The sequence below is a fragment of the Enterobacter sp. MGH 16 genome, from assembly GCF_000493175.1.
In the GTDB taxonomy this organism is placed as follows: domain Bacteria; phylum Pseudomonadota; class Gammaproteobacteria; order Enterobacterales; family Enterobacteriaceae; genus Enterobacter; species Enterobacter roggenkampii.
The window spans coordinates 2,345,007-2,359,502 of record NZ_KI535695.1 but is presented as its reverse complement, the minus strand read 5'-3'; the positions used below and the strand labels follow the sequence as shown (position 1 = coordinate 2,359,502).

Annotated in this window: 12 protein-coding genes; 8 read left to right on the top strand and 4 right to left on the bottom strand. The window is 57.0% G+C overall.

Annotated elements, in window-relative coordinates; genetic code table 11:
• Positions 1-71 precede the first annotated feature (71 nt).
• Positions 72-1,262: a mannonate dehydratase gene (gene uxuA, locus L362_RS11720; protein ID WP_023344556.1), complete on the top strand. Its 1,191-nt coding sequence runs from the start codon at positions 72-74 to the stop codon at positions 1,260-1,262.
• A gap of 116 nt (positions 1,263-1,378) precedes the next feature.
• Here uxuA and yeiP read toward each other — a convergent pair whose 3' ends face one another.
• On the bottom strand, positions 1,379-1,951 hold the full coding sequence (gene yeiP / locus L362_RS11725) for an elongation factor P-like protein YeiP (RefSeq protein WP_008500940.1): 573 nt from the start codon (positions 1,949-1,951) through the stop codon (positions 1,379-1,381).
• 164 nt (positions 1,952-2,115) lie between these two features.
• Between yeiP and L362_RS0123035 the strand changes: the two genes are divergently transcribed.
• Complete coding sequence (locus tag L362_RS0123035; protein WP_032637813.1) at positions 2,116-2,370, top strand: YkgJ family cysteine cluster protein; 255 nt, start codon at positions 2,116-2,118, stop codon at positions 2,368-2,370.
• Here the strand turns inward: L362_RS0123035 and setB are convergent.
• Positions 2,367-3,548, bottom strand: coding sequence for a sugar efflux transporter SetB (gene setB, locus L362_RS11730; protein ID WP_023344555.1), 1,182 nt, complete (start codon positions 3,546-3,548; stop codon positions 2,367-2,369). The two genes, L362_RS0123035 and setB, sit on opposite strands and share 4 nt — an antisense overlap.
• A gap of 361 nt (positions 3,549-3,909) precedes the next feature.
• Between setB and fruB the strand changes: the two genes are divergently transcribed.
• The 3 genes from fruB to fruA are packed head-to-tail and all read left to right on the top strand — an operon-like array spanning position 3,910 to position 7,680.
• Positions 3,910-5,040 (top strand): fused PTS fructose transporter subunit IIA/HPr protein, encoded by a 1,131-nt coding sequence (gene fruB, locus L362_RS11735; RefSeq protein WP_023344554.1) that lies wholly within the window; start codon positions 3,910-3,912, stop codon positions 5,038-5,040.
• Positions 5,040-5,978, top strand: coding sequence for a 1-phosphofructokinase (gene fruK / locus L362_RS11740; protein WP_023312480.1), 939 nt, complete (start codon positions 5,040-5,042; stop codon positions 5,976-5,978). Before fruB ends, fruK begins: the two co-directional genes overlap by 1 nt.
• A gap of 16 nt (positions 5,979-5,994) precedes the next feature.
• Complete coding sequence (fruA, locus tag L362_RS11745; RefSeq protein WP_023344553.1) at positions 5,995-7,680, top strand: PTS fructose transporter subunit IIBC; 1,686 nt, start codon at positions 5,995-5,997, stop codon at positions 7,678-7,680.
• Positions 7,681-7,726: 46 nt separating this feature from the next.
• Here fruA and nfo read toward each other — a convergent pair whose 3' ends face one another.
• Together nfo and L362_RS11755 are read right to left on the bottom strand one after the other, a co-directional pair.
• On the bottom strand, positions 7,727-8,584 hold the full coding sequence (nfo, locus tag L362_RS11750) for a deoxyribonuclease IV (protein WP_023294038.1): 858 nt from the start codon (positions 8,582-8,584) through the stop codon (positions 7,727-7,729).
• A gap of 64 nt (positions 8,585-8,648) precedes the next feature.
• Complete coding sequence (locus tag L362_RS11755) at positions 8,649-9,695, bottom strand: YeiH family protein (RefSeq protein WP_023294037.1); 1,047 nt, start codon at positions 9,693-9,695, stop codon at positions 8,649-8,651.
• 97 nt (positions 9,696-9,792) lie between these two features.
• Here L362_RS11755 and yieE point away from each other — a divergent pair, with 97 nt between their 5' ends.
• The 3 genes from yieE to cirA all read left to right on the top strand — a co-directional run bounded on the left by yieE (position 9,793) and on the right by cirA (position 14,482).
• On the top strand, positions 9,793-10,659 hold the full coding sequence (yieE, locus tag L362_RS11760; RefSeq protein ID WP_008500932.1) for a DNA-binding transcriptional regulator YeiE: 867 nt from the start codon (positions 9,793-9,795) through the stop codon (positions 10,657-10,659).
• A 158-nt stretch (positions 10,660-10,817) separates the two neighbouring features.
• Complete coding sequence (locus tag L362_RS11765) at positions 10,818-12,287, top strand: amino acid permease (protein WP_008500931.1); 1,470 nt, start codon at positions 10,818-10,820, stop codon at positions 12,285-12,287.
• A gap of 224 nt (positions 12,288-12,511) precedes the next feature.
• Positions 12,512-14,482, top strand: a complete 1,971-nt coding sequence (gene cirA, locus L362_RS11770) for a catecholate siderophore receptor CirA (RefSeq protein WP_023344552.1) — start codon at positions 12,512-12,514, stop codon at positions 14,480-14,482.
• Positions 14,483-14,496: the final 14 nt, after the last annotated feature.

Genomic DNA, 14,496 nt, shown 5'->3' with positions numbered 1-14,496 from the left:
AGCGGTAAACATGTATGGTAGTCGTCATTGTAGTAACGCATATTGGTATAACAACTTAAGAGGGTGAGGCAATGGAACAAACCTGGCGTTGGTACGGGCCGAACGATCCGGTTTCTCTTGATGATGTGCGTCAGGCTGGCGCAACGGGTGTCGTCACGGCGCTGCATCATATTCCTAACGGTCAGGTCTGGCCGGTAGAGGAAATCCAGACGCGTCAGGCGCTGCTGGCGGAAAAGGGATTAACCTGGTCTGTGGTGGAAAGCATTCCGGTTCACGAAGACATCAAAACCCATTCCGGCGAGTATCAGGCCTGGATTGCCAACTATCAGCAGAGCATCCGTAACCTCGCGGCCTGCGGTATTGATACCGTTTGCTACAACTTCATGCCCATTCTGGACTGGACGCGTACAGACCTCGAATATCAAATGCCGGACGGCTCAAAAGCGCTGCGTTTCGATCAGATTGCCTTTGCGGCATTCGAACTGCACATTCTGAAACGCTCTGGCGCAGACGCGGATTACACCGCGGAAGAGCAGCAGCAGGCGCTCCAATGGTTCAATGCCGCCAGCGACGCGGATATCGAAAAGCTGACCCGTAATATTATTGCGGGCCTGCCGGGTGCCGAAGAGGGGTATACGCTGGATCAGTTCCGCGCCCGCCTGGCGGAGTACGGCAATATTGATAAGCAGCAGCTGCGTGAAAACATGGCGTATTTCCTGCGCGCAATTGTGCCGGTCGCGGAAGAGGTGGGGGTTCGCCTGGCGGTACATCCGGACGATCCCCCGCGTCCTATCCTCGGCCTGCCGCGTATCGTGTCTACGATTGAAGATATGCAGTGGCTGAAAGAGACGGTCGACAGCATCCACAACGGCTTTACCATGTGTACCGGCTCCTACGGCGTGCGGGCGGATAACGACCTGGTGCGGATGATTGAAACCTTCGGCGATCGCATTCACTTTACGCATCTGCGTGCGACCTGCCGTGAAGAGAACCCAAAAACCTTCCACGAGGCGGCGCACCTGGGCGGCGATGTGAATATGGTCGCGGTGGTGGACGCTATTCTGGCGGAAGAGGCGCGTCGCAAGCAGGCTGGCGATGTGCGTCCTATCCCGTTCCGTCCGGATCACGGACACCAGATGCTGGACGATCTGCGTAAGAAAACCAACCCGGGCTATTCGGCGATTGGCCGTCTTAAAGGGATGGCGGAAGTGCGCGGCGTTGAGCTGGCGCTGAAGATGACGAAGTATCCGGAGCTGCTGTAACCGGAATTGCCGGGTGGCGGCTTCGCCTTCCCAGCCTACAAAAACACAAAAACCGGCTTCAGGGCCGGTTTTTTCGTAGGTCGGGTAAGCGTAGCGCCACCCGACAAACGCCGCAATCAGTCAGCGCGACCCATATAGCGTTTTTCTTCGATATGGATGCGGATTTTCTCGCCAGCAGAAAGGTATTCCGGCACCTGTACAACCAGGCCGGTGGTCAGGGTAGCCGGTTTGTTGCGGGCACTGGCGGATGCGCCTTTGATGCCTGGTGCGGTTTCAACGATTTCCAGATCGACGGTCTGAGGCAGTTCCAGCGCCAGCAGCACGCCGTCCCAGGTCAGAACCTGCATATCAGGCATACCGCCTTCCGGGATGAACAGCAGCTCTTCTTCAATCTGGTCTTTGGTGAAGATATACGGGGTGTAATCTTCTTTGTCCATGAACACATATTCGTTGCCGTCGATGTAGGAGAAATCAACATAGCGACGGGTCAGGGTCACGGTATCGACGATATCGTCACCTTTAAAGCGCTCTTCCACCTTCAGGCCGGTACGCACATCGGCGAAACGCATTTTGTACAGCGTAGCTGCACCACGGGCGCTTGGTGCCTGAATATCGATATCTTTCACAATCAGCAATTTGCCGTTGTAATTCAGTACCATACCTTTCTTAATTTCGTTCGCTCTTGGCATTGCAGTAATCCTGTTTACGGGAGGTAAAAAATATCGCGCCAAATTACTCGCGCGCGGCCTTTCAGGCAAGAGGAATTCGTGGCTTTTGCTATCAATACACAAAAGGTGTTACTGTGCGCGCGATGCCCGACCGTACGGGCATTCGCCAGCGAAAGAGAGCATTTATGGATTGTCGTCCCGATTGTGGCGCGTGCTGTACTGCACCGTCCATTTCAAGCCCCATTCCAGGAATGCCCGAGGGCAAACCTGCCAATACCCGCTGCGTTCAGCTCTCGGAAACGAACCTGTGCATGATCTTTGGCTCACCGTTGCGCCCGAATGTCTGCTCCGGGCTTCAGCCCACGGCTGAAATGTGCGGCAGCACGCGAGAGCAGGCGATAACGTACCTTCTTGAGCTGGAAGCGCTCACCGCGCCTTAAACGTCTTTAATCCTCGCCAGGCAGCCCATCGTCAGCGTACACATCACCAGCGCAATCCAGAACACCGTGTGATAGTTCCAGATTTCGGCCACGACACCGGCCATTGAACCGGCAATAATCCAGCCCACGCGGGTGGTATTAGTATAAAGGGTGGTGGCGGAGCCTGCCTGGCCCGGCATCAGATCCTGGAAATAAAGCATGCCTATCCCGGCGAGAATACCAATATAGATAGCGTTCAGCAGCTGTAACGCCAGCAACAGCCCCGGCGTATGTACCGTCAGCATACCGATATAAAACAGCAGACCGGCGACGGCGGCGATGCGCATTAAAAAACGCTTTCCGAAGCGCCTGGCGTAATAGCCCGCGATCAGCATGGTCGGGATCTCAAGCCCGGCTGCGGTGCCCATCATGATGCCCGCCAGCTTCTCCGGCAGGTGCAGTTCATTAATGATAAACAGCGGCATATTGATGATATACAGGCTGTTGGTGCCCCACATCAGCGTGCAGATCGCGAACAGGAGCAGGGCATCGCGGCGGTTACGGCGCGGCGCTTCCAGCACACCCGTTGCCACCTTGGGCTCTTTGCGCATGGACGGCAGGAAGAACCACACCAGCGCGCCGCACGCCACAAACGCGACTGCCGCGCTCAGGTACATCACCGTAAAGCCAAAACCCATCGCCAGCGCGTAGGCCAGCGGCGGGCCAATCACCCACGCCAGCGACACCTGTGCACGCAGGACAGAGCTGAACATCACCGCTTCACGTCCGGTATGGTCGGCGTGTTCGCGGGCAAGCGCAAACAGCTGTGGGTTAGCCGTCGAGCCAAAGCTGCTCAGGAATACCCCGACGAAAAGCAGAATGAAGTAGTTGCGGTTCCAGGCAAACAGAACGCAGGCCATGACCCCCAGCAGGCAGCAGAAAACGATCAGGCTTTTACGATCGCCTTTTCTGTCGGATCGCCCCGCCAGAAACTGACTGACCAGGATGCCGATGATTGCGCTTCCGGTAAAAAAGAAGCCAACCAGCGCCGGACGAACATGAACCTCATTGGTCAGAAATAAGCTCAGCGTCGGCGTCTGTAACGCACCGGCAATACCCGTGAAAAAGGCAACAATCAGGAAGGCCGCTGAGGTCAAGTCAAAGGGCTTTGGCGAGGCAGCCGCAGGGGTGTTATGCATGTTTTATAATTAGCGAGTAGCAGAGAGGGGCGGAGTGTACGCCGTCAGCTAAAAAATAAACAGTGGGTGCGGTCAATGATGCCACGAAAAATCAAAATGGCATTTCAACTTGCCTCTCACGCTGCTGACCTTAGCTGAAACTGACTTGCTGAACTTCAGCAAAATTCAGCTCAATGAAGAAGAAATGTGCTGTATCTCTAAATTCTGATATCAGAAAGACGAGTTTACTTGCAAGGAACAGCAGAAAGCGCAAGACTTTTTGAAACGTTTCAGCGCTATCTTGTTTTAACAAACGGAGCAGGCTAGCGCATTTTTTCTCATTAAAGCTGAAACGATTCAAGTTCAGCAGGAGTGGAGAACCATGTTCCAGTTATCTGTTCAGGATATCCACCCGGGCGCTCAGGCCGGGGATAAAGAAGAGGCTATTCGCCAGGTTGCCGCTGCGCTTGTGCAGGCGGGTAAAGTCGCGGACGGCTATGTCAACGGCATGCTGGCCCGCGAGCAGCAGACTTCAACCTTCCTCGGCAATGGCATTGCCATTCCGCACGGTACCACCGACACCCGCGATCAGGTGCTGAAAACCGGCGTTAAGGTGTATCAGTTCCCGCAGGGCGTGCTTTGGGGCGACGGTCAGGTGGCCTATGTGGCCATCGGTATCGCGGCCAGCAGCGATGAACATTTAGGTCTGCTGCGTCAGCTGACGCATGTCCTGAGCGATGACGCGGTGGCTGAACAGCTTAAATCCGCCACCACCGCGGAAGAGCTGCGCGCCTTGCTGATGGGCGAAAAACAGAGTGAAGCGCTGAAACTGGATAATGAAACGCTGACGCTGGATGTGGTTGCTTCCGATCTGGTGACGCTGCAGGCGCTGAACGCGGGTCGTCTGAAAGAGGCCGGCGCGGCGGATGCCACCTTTGTGACGCGCGTGATTAACGATAAGCCGTTGAATCTGGGTCAGGGCATCTGGCTGAACGACAGTGCTGAAGGCAACCTGCGCAGTGCGATTGCCGTGAGCCGTGCTGCCACGGCGTTTGAGGTAGAAGGCGAGCGCGCAGCCATGCTGGTGACCGTCGCGATGGCTGATAAACAGCCGGTTTCCGTGCTGAAGCGTCTTGGCGATCTGCTGCTGAACAACAAAGCTGAAAAACTGCTGAACGCTGATGCGTCCACCGTGCTGGCACTGCTGACCAGTGATGATGCGCTGACGGATGACGTGCAAACCGCGGAGTTCGTGGTGCGTAACGAGCACGGCCTGCATGCCCGTCCGGGTACCATGCTGGTGAATACCATTAAACAATTTGAGAGTGAGATTACCGTGGCGAATCTTGACGGCACGGGCAAACCGGCCAACGGCCGTAGTCTGATGAAAGTGGTCGCGCTGGGCGTGAAGAAAGGCCACCGTCTGCGTTTCACCGCGCAGGGTGCCGATGCTGAACAGGCGCTGAAAGCGATTGGCGATGCCATCGCGGCGGGTCTGGGGGAGGGCGCATAATGAGCAGACGTGTTGCGACTATTACGCTGAACCCGGCTTATGACCTGGTGGGGTTTTGCCCGGAAATTGAGCGCGGCGAAGTTAACCTCGTGCGTACCACCGGCCTGCATGCTGCGGGCAAAGGGATTAACGTCGCGAAAGTGCTCAAGGATCTCGGTATCGATGTCACCGTGGGCGGATTCCTCGGCAAAGACAACCAGGATGGTTTCCAGCAGCTGTTCAGCGAGCTGGGCATTGCCAACCGTTTCCAGATTGTTCAGGGCCGTACCCGTATCAACGTTAAGCTGACGGAGAAAGACGGTGAAGTGACCGATCTGAACTTCTCTGGCTTCGAAGTGACGCCGTCAGACTGGGAACGCTTTGTCAACGACTCGCTGACCTGGCTGGGCCAGTTCGATATGGTGTGCGTCAGCGGCAGCCTGCCATCCGGCGTCAGCCCGGAAGCGTTTACCGACTGGATGACGCGCCTGCGCAGCCAGTGCCCATGCATTATTTTTGACAGCAGCCGTGACGCGCTGGTCGCGGGTCTCAAAGCCTCTCCGTGGCTGGTGAAACCAAATCGCCGCGAACTGGAGATCTGGGCGGGCCGTAAGCTGCCAGAATTAAAAGATGTGATTGACGCTGCCCATGCGCTGCGCGAGCAGGGTATCGCTCACGTGGTGATCTCGCTTGGTGCAGAAGGCGCGTTGTGGGTTAACGCGTCTGGCGAATGGATCGCCAAACCGCCGTCAATGGAGGTTGTGAGTACCGTTGGCGCAGGGGATTCCATGGTTGGCGGACTGATTTATGGTCTGCTGATGCGGGAATCCAGTGAACATACTTTACGTCTTGCCACTGCCGTTGCTGCCCTGGCCGTCAGCCAGAGCAATGTCGGTATTACCGATCGTACCCAGTTAGCCGCGATGATGGCGCGCGTTGACTTAAAACCTTTTAACTAACAGCAGGAGAGGAATAATGAAAACGCTGCTGATCATTGACTCCGGTCTCGGACAGGCACGCGCCTATATGGCGAAGACCTTGCTGGGAGCGGCGGCGAACAAAGCACATCTCGAGATGACTGATAACCCGGGCGATGCCGAACTGGCCATTGTCCTGGGCGACAACATCCCGGCTGACAGTGCGCTGAACGGCAAAAAAGTGTGGCTGGGCGATATTAATCGCGCGGTGGCACATCCGGAACTGTTCCTGAGCGAAGCGAAAGATCACGCGTCTGTCTACAGCGCGCCTGTCGCGACGGCACCGGCTGCGGCCACGGGCCCGAAACGCATTGTTGCGGTGACGGCCTGTCCGACGGGGGTGGCTCACACCTTTATGGCGGCTGAAGCCATTGAAACCGAAGCGAAAAAACGCGGCTGGTGGGTAAAAGTTGAAACGCGCGGCTCCGTCGGTGCCGGCAATGCCATCACCCCAGAGGAAGTGGCGGAGGCCGATCTGGTGATTGTGGCGGCGGATATCGAAGTGGACCTGGCGAAATTTGCCGGTAAGCCAATGTACCGCACCTCCACCGGCCTGGCGCTGAAAAAGACCGCGCAGGAGTTTGATAAAGCGCTGGTGGAAGCGAAGCCGTATCAGGCAACCGGCGCGCGCCAGACCGCGACGGAAGGGAAGAAAGAGTCCGCAGGCGCCTATCGTCACCTGCTGACCGGCGTGTCTTACATGCTGCCGATGGTGGTCGCGGGCGGTCTGTGTATCGCGCTCTCGTTCGCGTTTGGTATCACGGCGTTTAAAGAAGAAGGAACGCTGGCGGCAGCGCTGATGCAGATCGGCGGGGGCTCAGCCTTCGCCCTGATGGTGCCGGTACTGGCGGGCTTTATTGCCTTCTCCATTGCTGACCGCCCGGGTCTGACCCCGGGTCTTATCGGCGGTATGCTGGCCGTGAGCACCGGTTCCGGCTTTATCGGCGGTATCATCGCGGGCTTCCTCGCCGGTTACGTCGCGAAGCTGATTAGCTCGAAGCTGAAGCTGCCGCAGAGTATGGAAGCGCTGAAGCCGATCCTGATCATCCCGCTGATTTCCAGCCTGGTGGTCGGCCTGGCGATGATTTACCTGATTGGTAAGCCGGTTGCAGGCATCCTGGCGGGTCTGACCCACTGGCTGCAGACCATGGGCACCGCGAACGCGGTTCTGCTGGGTGCAATCCTCGGCGGCATGATGTGTACCGACATGGGTGGTCCGGTGAACAAAGCGGCGTACGCCTTTGGTGTGGGCCTGCTGAGTACCCAAACCTACGCACCAATGGCGGCGATCATGGCGGCAGGCATGGTGCCTCCGCTGGCGCTCGGCCTGGCGACGATTATTGCCCGTCGTAAGTTCGATAAAGCGCAGCAGGAAGGCGGTAAAGCCGCGCTGGTGCTGGGGCTGTGCTTCATCACCGAAGGCGCGATTCCGTTCGCGGCGCGTGACCCAATGCGTGTGCTGCCGTGCTGTATCGCAGGTGGTGCCGTGACGGGGGCGATCTCCATGGCGATTGGCGCAAAACTGATGGCACCACACGGCGGTCTGTTCGTGCTGCTGATCCCTGGCGCCATCACCCCGGTACTGGGTTACCTGCTGGCGATTGTTGCCGGTACGCTGGTGGCGGGCCTCTCTTACGCGGTGCTGAAACGTCCGGAAGCGGAAGTTGTGGCGAAAGCAGCGTAAGCGATAAACAACAAAAAGCCGGGTCGCATTACGCACCCGGCTTTTTTTATGCCGCCTGTTCAGCGGTTTGCTGTGCCTTCAGCCAGGCAATCTCTTCTGCCCAGATGTCCGGATTGATGGTTTCAAGCACCATCGGAATACCGTCGAAGCGGGCGTCCTGCATGATAAAGCGGAACGCATCGTGGCCAATGTTGCCTTCGCCCAGGCTGTGATGGCGGTCAACGCGGCTACCAAAGGCGCTTTTCGCATCGTTTAAGTGCATTCCACGCAGATATTTAAAGCCCACAATGCGCTCGAACTCATCAAACGTGTTTTTTGTTGCCTCGGTGGTGCGCAGGTCATAACCGGCGGCAAACGCGTGGCAGGTATCAATGCACACGCCGACGCGGGATTTGTCCTCCACGCCGTCGATAATCGCCGCCAGATGTTCGAACTTAAAGCCGAGGTTGCTGCCCTGACCAGCGGTGTTCTCAATCACCGCCGTCACGCCTTTGGTTTTATCCAGCGTGATGTTGATGGACTCGGCAATGCGCGCCAGGCAGGCATCTTCGTCGATCTGCATCAGATGGCTGCCCGGATGGAAGTTCAGCAGCGTCAGCCCCAGCTGTTCGCAGCGCTGCACTTCATCAAGAAACGCCTCGCGGGATTTTTCCAGCGCTTCTTCAACCGGGTGACCGAGGTTGATCAGGTAGCTGTCGTGGGGGAGGATCTGGCCGGGCCCGTAGCGGTATTTCTCACAGGCGGCTTTGAAATCATCAATCACCTCAGCGGTGAGCGGTGCGGCGCGCCACTGGCGCTGATTTTTGGTGAACAGGGCGAAAGCGGTCGCCTCAATTTCGGCGGCACGAATGGCGGCATTCGCAAGGCCACCTGCAGCGCTGACGTGCGCTCCAACATATTTCATAAAGGGACTCCTGTTAACCCGAAATGCCTATGATAGCGGGTTAACAGGAGAAGGATGTAGTGGTTTATGCCATCAGGCTATGGACCGCGAGGTTAATTGCGCCACCGCCGACAATCAGCCAGATGAAGAGCACCAGCGCCATCAGCAGCGGTTTCGCACCGGCTTTTTTCAGCGCGCTGACGTGCGTGGTCACCCCCAGCGCCGCCATGGCCATCGCCAGCAGTACGGTATCCAGCGTCACCAGCATATCCACCACCGCTTTCGGCAGCAGGTGGAAGGAGTTAAAGATAGCGACCACGATGAACAGGATCGCAAACCACGGAATGGTGATTTTGCTCTTCTCGCTGCCGCCAGCCGGTGCCAGCTGTTTAACCCGTGCGGCCAGGAAAATCAGGAACGGCGCCAGCATCATCACGCGCAGCATTTTGGCAATCACCGCCGCGTTTTCGGCGTCCGGGTTAATGGCATGTCCTGCTGCGACCACCTGGGCCACTTCGTGCATGGTCGAGCCGATATAGATGCCGTAGGTTTCCGGGCTAAACCAGTGGGCGACCAGCGGATACATGGCCGGGTAGAGGAAAATCGCCAGCGTACCGAAGATCACCACCGTCGCGACGGCAACCGTTACCTTGCTGGCTTCGGCTTTCACGACCGGCTCCGTTGCCAGCACCGCCGCTGCGCCACAGATACTGCTCCCGGCACCGATCAGCCAGCTGGTTTGCCTGTCCAGGCCAAACACTTTCTGACCGATAAAGCAGGCCAGTAAAAAGGTGCTGGTCAGGGTCAGAACGTCGATGGCGATCCCGCTCGCACCCACATCCGCAATCTGCGAAAAGGTGAGACGAAAGCCATAAAGAATGATCCCAAGACGCAGCAGATGCTGCTTGGCAAAGATCACGCCGCCGTCGCAGGATTTCCAGATATGTGGATAAACGGTGTTACCCACGACCATGCCGAGCAAAATGGCGAGCGTCAGCGCGCTGAAACCTGCGCCTGCGATGGCCGGGATGCTGCCGCCCCATAGCGCGACGGCGGTCACTGCGGCGCTGAGCGCAAGACCCGGCACGAAGTGCCACACTGTACGATGATGTTGTAAGGTGATTTCTGACATAACCTTCTCCTTTGTCTGGCTAAAGGTTACGGCGGTCTGGCTTAAAAATAAAATTGATTATATACTTATAATCAATCTATATAAGTGGTAAGCAACCATGCACATTACTTTGCGTCAGCTAGAAGTGTTTGCCGAGGTGCTGAAAAGCGGCTCGACGACCCAGGCGTCACAAATGCTGGCGCTCTCGCAGTCTGCGGTCAGCGCGGCGTTGACCGATCTTGAAGGACAGCTGGGCGTTCAGCTTTTCGACAGGGTAGGGAAGCGTCTGGTGGTCAACGAACACGGTCGTCTTCTTTATCCACGCGCGCTGGCGCTGCTGGAGCAGGCTATCGAAATCGAACAGCTGTTCCGCGAAGATAACGGCGCGATCCGCGTCTACGCCAGCAGCACCATCGGGAACTACATTCTCCCGGAGGTGATCGCCCGCTATCGTCGGGATTTCCCGACCCTGCCGCTGGAGATGAGCGTGGGCAATAGCCAGGACGTCATCAACGCGGTGATCGACTTCCGCGTGGATATCGGCCTCATCGAGGGGCCCTGCCACAACGTCGATATCATTGCCGAGCCCTGGCTGGAAGACGAGCTGGTGGTGTTTGCGTCCCCGGCCTCGTCGTTATTGCAGGGCGAGGTGACGCTGGAGCGGCTGGCGCAGGCGCAGTGGATCCTGCGCGAGCAGGGCTCCGGCACGCGTGAAATTGTCGATTATCTGCTGCTTTCCCATCTGCCGCATTTCCAGCTGGGGATGGAATTGGGGAACTCAGAGGCGATTAAGCACGCGGTGCGCCACGGGCTGGGTATCAGCTGCCTTTCCCGGCGCGTTATTGCCGAACAGCTGGAAACCGGATCGCTGGTGGAAATTCCCGTTCCGCTCCCGAAACTGGTGCGCACGCTGTGGTGCATTCATCATCGCCAGAAACACCTTTCCAGCTCCCTGCAGCGTTTTCTGCGCTATTGCGAAATCTGACATCGTCCCTCACCCCAAAGGGAAGAGGGAAAAATTATGCTTTACTTATAATCCTGGCCGCGTCATGAAGCTCTCTTATAACTGAGTATTTCTGCCGGAAGGAACGCGGATCGTCTGCTACAATCGCGCCTCATTTATTAAATGGACAGCATTTTCATATGGTTTCAGAAATTAAAACCACAGAAGCGCCCACGCTACGTCGTGAACTCAAGGCGCGTCACCTGACGATGATCGCCATTGGCGGCTCCATCGGTACAGGTCTTTTCGTTGCCTCTGGCGCAACGATTTCGGCAGCCGGCCCGGGTGGGGCACTTTTCTCTTATATCCTGATTGGCCTGATGGTGTACTTCCTGATGACCAGTCTCGGCGAACTGGCCGCGTACATGCCGGTATCCGGTTCGTTCTCGACCTACGGTCAAAAATACGTTGAAGAAGGCTTCGGCTTCGCGCTGGGCTGGAACTACTGGTACAACTGGGCGGTCACTATTGCCGTTGACCTCGTTGCCGCACAGCTGGTGATGAACTGGTGGTTCCCGGATACGCCGGGCTGGATCTGGAGCGCCCTGTTCCTGGCCGTCATCTTCCTGCTGAACTACATCTCCGTGCGCGGTTTCGGCGAAGCGGAATACTGGTTCTCTTTGATCAAAGTGGCAACCGTCATCATCTTTATCGTCGTCGGTGTGGCGATGATCGTTGGTATTTTCAAAGGCGCTGAACCTGCGGGCTGGAGTAACTGGACAATAGGCGATGCGCCGTTTGCCGGTGGACTGTCGGCAATGATTGGCGTGGCAATGATTGTCGGCTTCTCCTTCCAGGGAACCGAGCTGATTGGCATTGCTGCCGGTGAGTCAGAAAACCCGGAGAAGAATATTCCGCGCGCGGTTCGTCAGGTCTTCTGGCGTATCCTGCTGTTCTATGTGTTCGCGATCCTGATTATCAGCCTGATCATTCCGTACACCGATCCAAGCCTGCTGCGTAATGATGTCAAAGACATTAGCGTCAGCCCGTTCACGCTGGTCTTCCAGCATGCCGGCCTGCTTTCAGCCGCAGCAGTGATGAACGCCGTTATCCTGACCGCCGTACTTTCTGCCGGTAATTCCGGAATGTACGCGTCCACACGTATGCTCTACACGCTGGCATGTGACGGTAAAGCGCCGCGTATCTTCGCGAAACTGTCCCGTGGCGGCGTACCGCGCAACGCACTGTACGCCACAACGGTGATTGCCGGCCTGTGCTTCCTGACCTCTATGTTTGGCAACCAGACGGTGTACCTGTGGCTGCTTAACACCTCCGGGATGACGGGCTTTATTGCCTGGCTGGGGATTGCCATTAGCCACTATCGTTTCCGCCGTGGCTACGTCAAACAGGGTTATGACGTTAACCAGCTGCCGTATCGCTCAGGGTTCTTCCCGCTGGGTCCCATTTTCGCCTTCATTCTGTGCCTGATTATTACGCTGGGACAGAACTATGAAGCGTTCCTGGCGGACACCATTGACTGGGGCGCCGTCACGGCAACCTACATTGGTATTCCGCTGTTCCTCGTCATCTGGTTTGGCTACAAGCTGACGAAAGGAACACACTTCGTTCGCTACAGTGAAATGGAATTCCCGGAACGATTTAAACAATAATCGCACTTCCTCTCTCTTAGCCCGCTCGTTTGAGCGGGCTTTTTTATTTCCGCCTCCTGTAACAAAGATATATTTCTTAACAATTTAATTGATAATAATTATCGTTTGCTTTATCGTTATCAAAAATAAGCGTGTCACCGACCCACCGGAGATGTGGGCGGCAAGGAAGACGCTGTGAGCAATGATGATTTGATTGAGTTGTATTTACCTCATGGAGATATGGAATGTTTAGGTTGAATCCCTTCGTCAGGGGAGGACTTTGTGCGTCCGCAATGTCCCTGGCCCTGCCTGTTATCGCAGCGGAATCCGGCGACACAATGGTTGTCACGGCTTCCGCGACCGAGCAAAACCTGAAAGACGCACCGGCAAGCATCAGCGTGATTACCCAGGAAGATTTGCAGCGCAAACCCGTTCAGAACCTGAAAGATGTGTTACGGGATGTGCCGGGCGTGCAGCTCACAAGCGAAGGGGACAACCGTAAAGGGGTAAGTATTCGCGGGCTGGACAGCAGCTACACGCTGATCCTGATCGACGGCAAGCGCGTCAATTCCCGTAACGCAGTGTTCCGCCATAATGATTTCGACCTCAACTGGGTGCCGGTTGACGCCATCGAACGAATCGAAGTCGTGCGCGGGCCGATGTCCTCGCTTTATGGCTCCGATGCGCTGGGCGGCGTGGTGAACATTATCACCAAAAAAATAGGCCAGAAATGGACGGGCACCCTGAGCGCCGATTCCACAATTCAGGAACATCGCGATCGTGGTGATACGTACGACGGCCAGTTCTATACCAGCGGTCCGCTGGTGGACGGCCTGCTAGGGCTGAAAGCCTACGGTAGCCTCGCGAAGCGTGAGAAAGACGGTCAGCAGAAGTCCTCTACCACGGCGAGCGGTGAAACACCGCGCATTGAAGGCTTCACCAGCCGCGATGCGAATGTGGAATTCGCCTGGACGCCGTCTGAAAATCACGACTTTACGGCGGGCTACGGTTTCGACCGTCAGGATCGTGACTCGGATTCCCTCGACAAAAACCGCCTTGAGCGTCAGAACTACTCTCTCAGCCACAACGGCCGCTGGGGCATCGGCAACAGCGAGCTGAAGGTTTACGGCGAGAAGGTGGATAACAAAAACCCGGGCAACAGCAATCCGATCACCTCCGAGAGCAACGCGGTAGACGGGAAATACGTGCTGCCGCTGGGCGACATCAACCAGCTGATGACCTTCGGCGGCGAATGGCGTCACGATAAGCTGAAGGATCCGGTCAACCTGACGGGCGGCTCCGGCAGCAGTACGTCGACAAGCCAGTATGCCCTGTTCCTGGAGGACGAGTGGCGTATTTTTGAACCTCTGGCGCTGACCACCGGCATCCGTATGGACGACCATGATACCTACGGCGACCACTGGAGCCCGCGCGCCTATCTGGTCTACAACGCGACCGATACCGTCACGGTGAAAGGGGGCTGGGCGACCGCGTTTAAAGCGCCGTCACTGCTGCAGCTGAGCCCGGACTGGGTCACCGGCTCGTGCCGCGGTGCCTGTGAGATTGTCGGTAACCCGGATCTGAAACCGGAGACCAGCGAGAGCTTCGAGTTCGGTCTGTACTACAGCGGGGAAGAGGGCTGGTTAGAGGGCGTGCAGGCCAGCGTGACCACCTTCCAGAATAACGTCGATGACCGCATCAGCATCAGCCGTACGGCCAATGCGAAGCAGGCGCAGAGCTACCCTAACTACGTTGGCCTGAATGCGGACGGTGAACCGATTTTCCGCTACTACAACGTCAACAAGGCGCGCATCCGTGGGGTGGAGACCGAGCTGAAATTCCCATTGGCGGACGACTGGAAAGTGACGCTGAACTACACCTACAACGACGGTCGTGATATCAGCAACGGCGGCAACAAACCGCTGTCCGATCTGCCGTTCCACACCGCCAACGGGACCGTTGACTGGAAGGCGACGCAGGACTGGTCGTTCTATGTTCAGGGCAACTACACCGGTGAGAAACGCGCGCTGACCAGCAGCGACCCAACGCCGGGTGGCTATGTTATCTGGAATACCGGCGCCGCGTGGCAGGCGACGAAAAGCGTGAAGCTGCGCGCGGGCGTGCAGAACCTGCTGGACAAAGATCTGAGCCGCGACGATTACAGCTACACGGAAGATGGCCGTCGCTACTTTGTCGGCGTGGATTATAAGTTCTGATGTAGCCATGTGCC

What these genes read in the sequence shown, in the direction of transcription:
- uxuA (WP_023344556.1), top strand. Translation starts at nt 72, where the DNA reads ATGGAACAAACCTGGCGTTGGTACGGGCCGAACGATCCGGTTTCTCTT.
- yeiP (WP_008500940.1), bottom strand. Translation starts at nt 1,951, where the DNA reads ATGCCAAGAGCGAACGAAATTAAGAAAGGTATGGTACTGAATTACAAC.
- L362_RS0123035 (WP_032637813.1), top strand. Translation starts at nt 2,116, where the DNA reads ATGGATTGTCGTCCCGATTGTGGCGCGTGCTGTACTGCACCGTCCATT.
- setB (WP_023344555.1), bottom strand. Translation starts at nt 3,548, where the DNA reads ATGCATAACACCCCTGCGGCTGCCTCGCCAAAGCCCTTTGACTTGACC.
- fruB (WP_023344554.1), top strand. Translation starts at nt 3,910, where the DNA reads ATGTTCCAGTTATCTGTTCAGGATATCCACCCGGGCGCTCAGGCCGGG.
- fruK (WP_023312480.1), top strand. Translation starts at nt 5,040, where the DNA reads ATGAGCAGACGTGTTGCGACTATTACGCTGAACCCGGCTTATGACCTG.
- fruA (WP_023344553.1), top strand. Translation starts at nt 5,995, where the DNA reads ATGAAAACGCTGCTGATCATTGACTCCGGTCTCGGACAGGCACGCGCC.
- nfo (WP_023294038.1), bottom strand. Translation starts at nt 8,584, where the DNA reads ATGAAATATGTTGGAGCGCACGTCAGCGCTGCAGGTGGCCTTGCGAAT.
- L362_RS11755 (WP_023294037.1), bottom strand. Translation starts at nt 9,695, where the DNA reads ATGTCAGAAATCACCTTACAACATCATCGTACAGTGTGGCACTTCGTG.
- yieE (WP_008500932.1), top strand. Translation starts at nt 9,793, where the DNA reads ATGCACATTACTTTGCGTCAGCTAGAAGTGTTTGCCGAGGTGCTGAAA.
- L362_RS11765 (WP_008500931.1), top strand. Translation starts at nt 10,818, where the DNA reads ATGGTTTCAGAAATTAAAACCACAGAAGCGCCCACGCTACGTCGTGAA.
- cirA (WP_023344552.1), top strand. Translation starts at nt 12,512, where the DNA reads ATGTTTAGGTTGAATCCCTTCGTCAGGGGAGGACTTTGTGCGTCCGCA.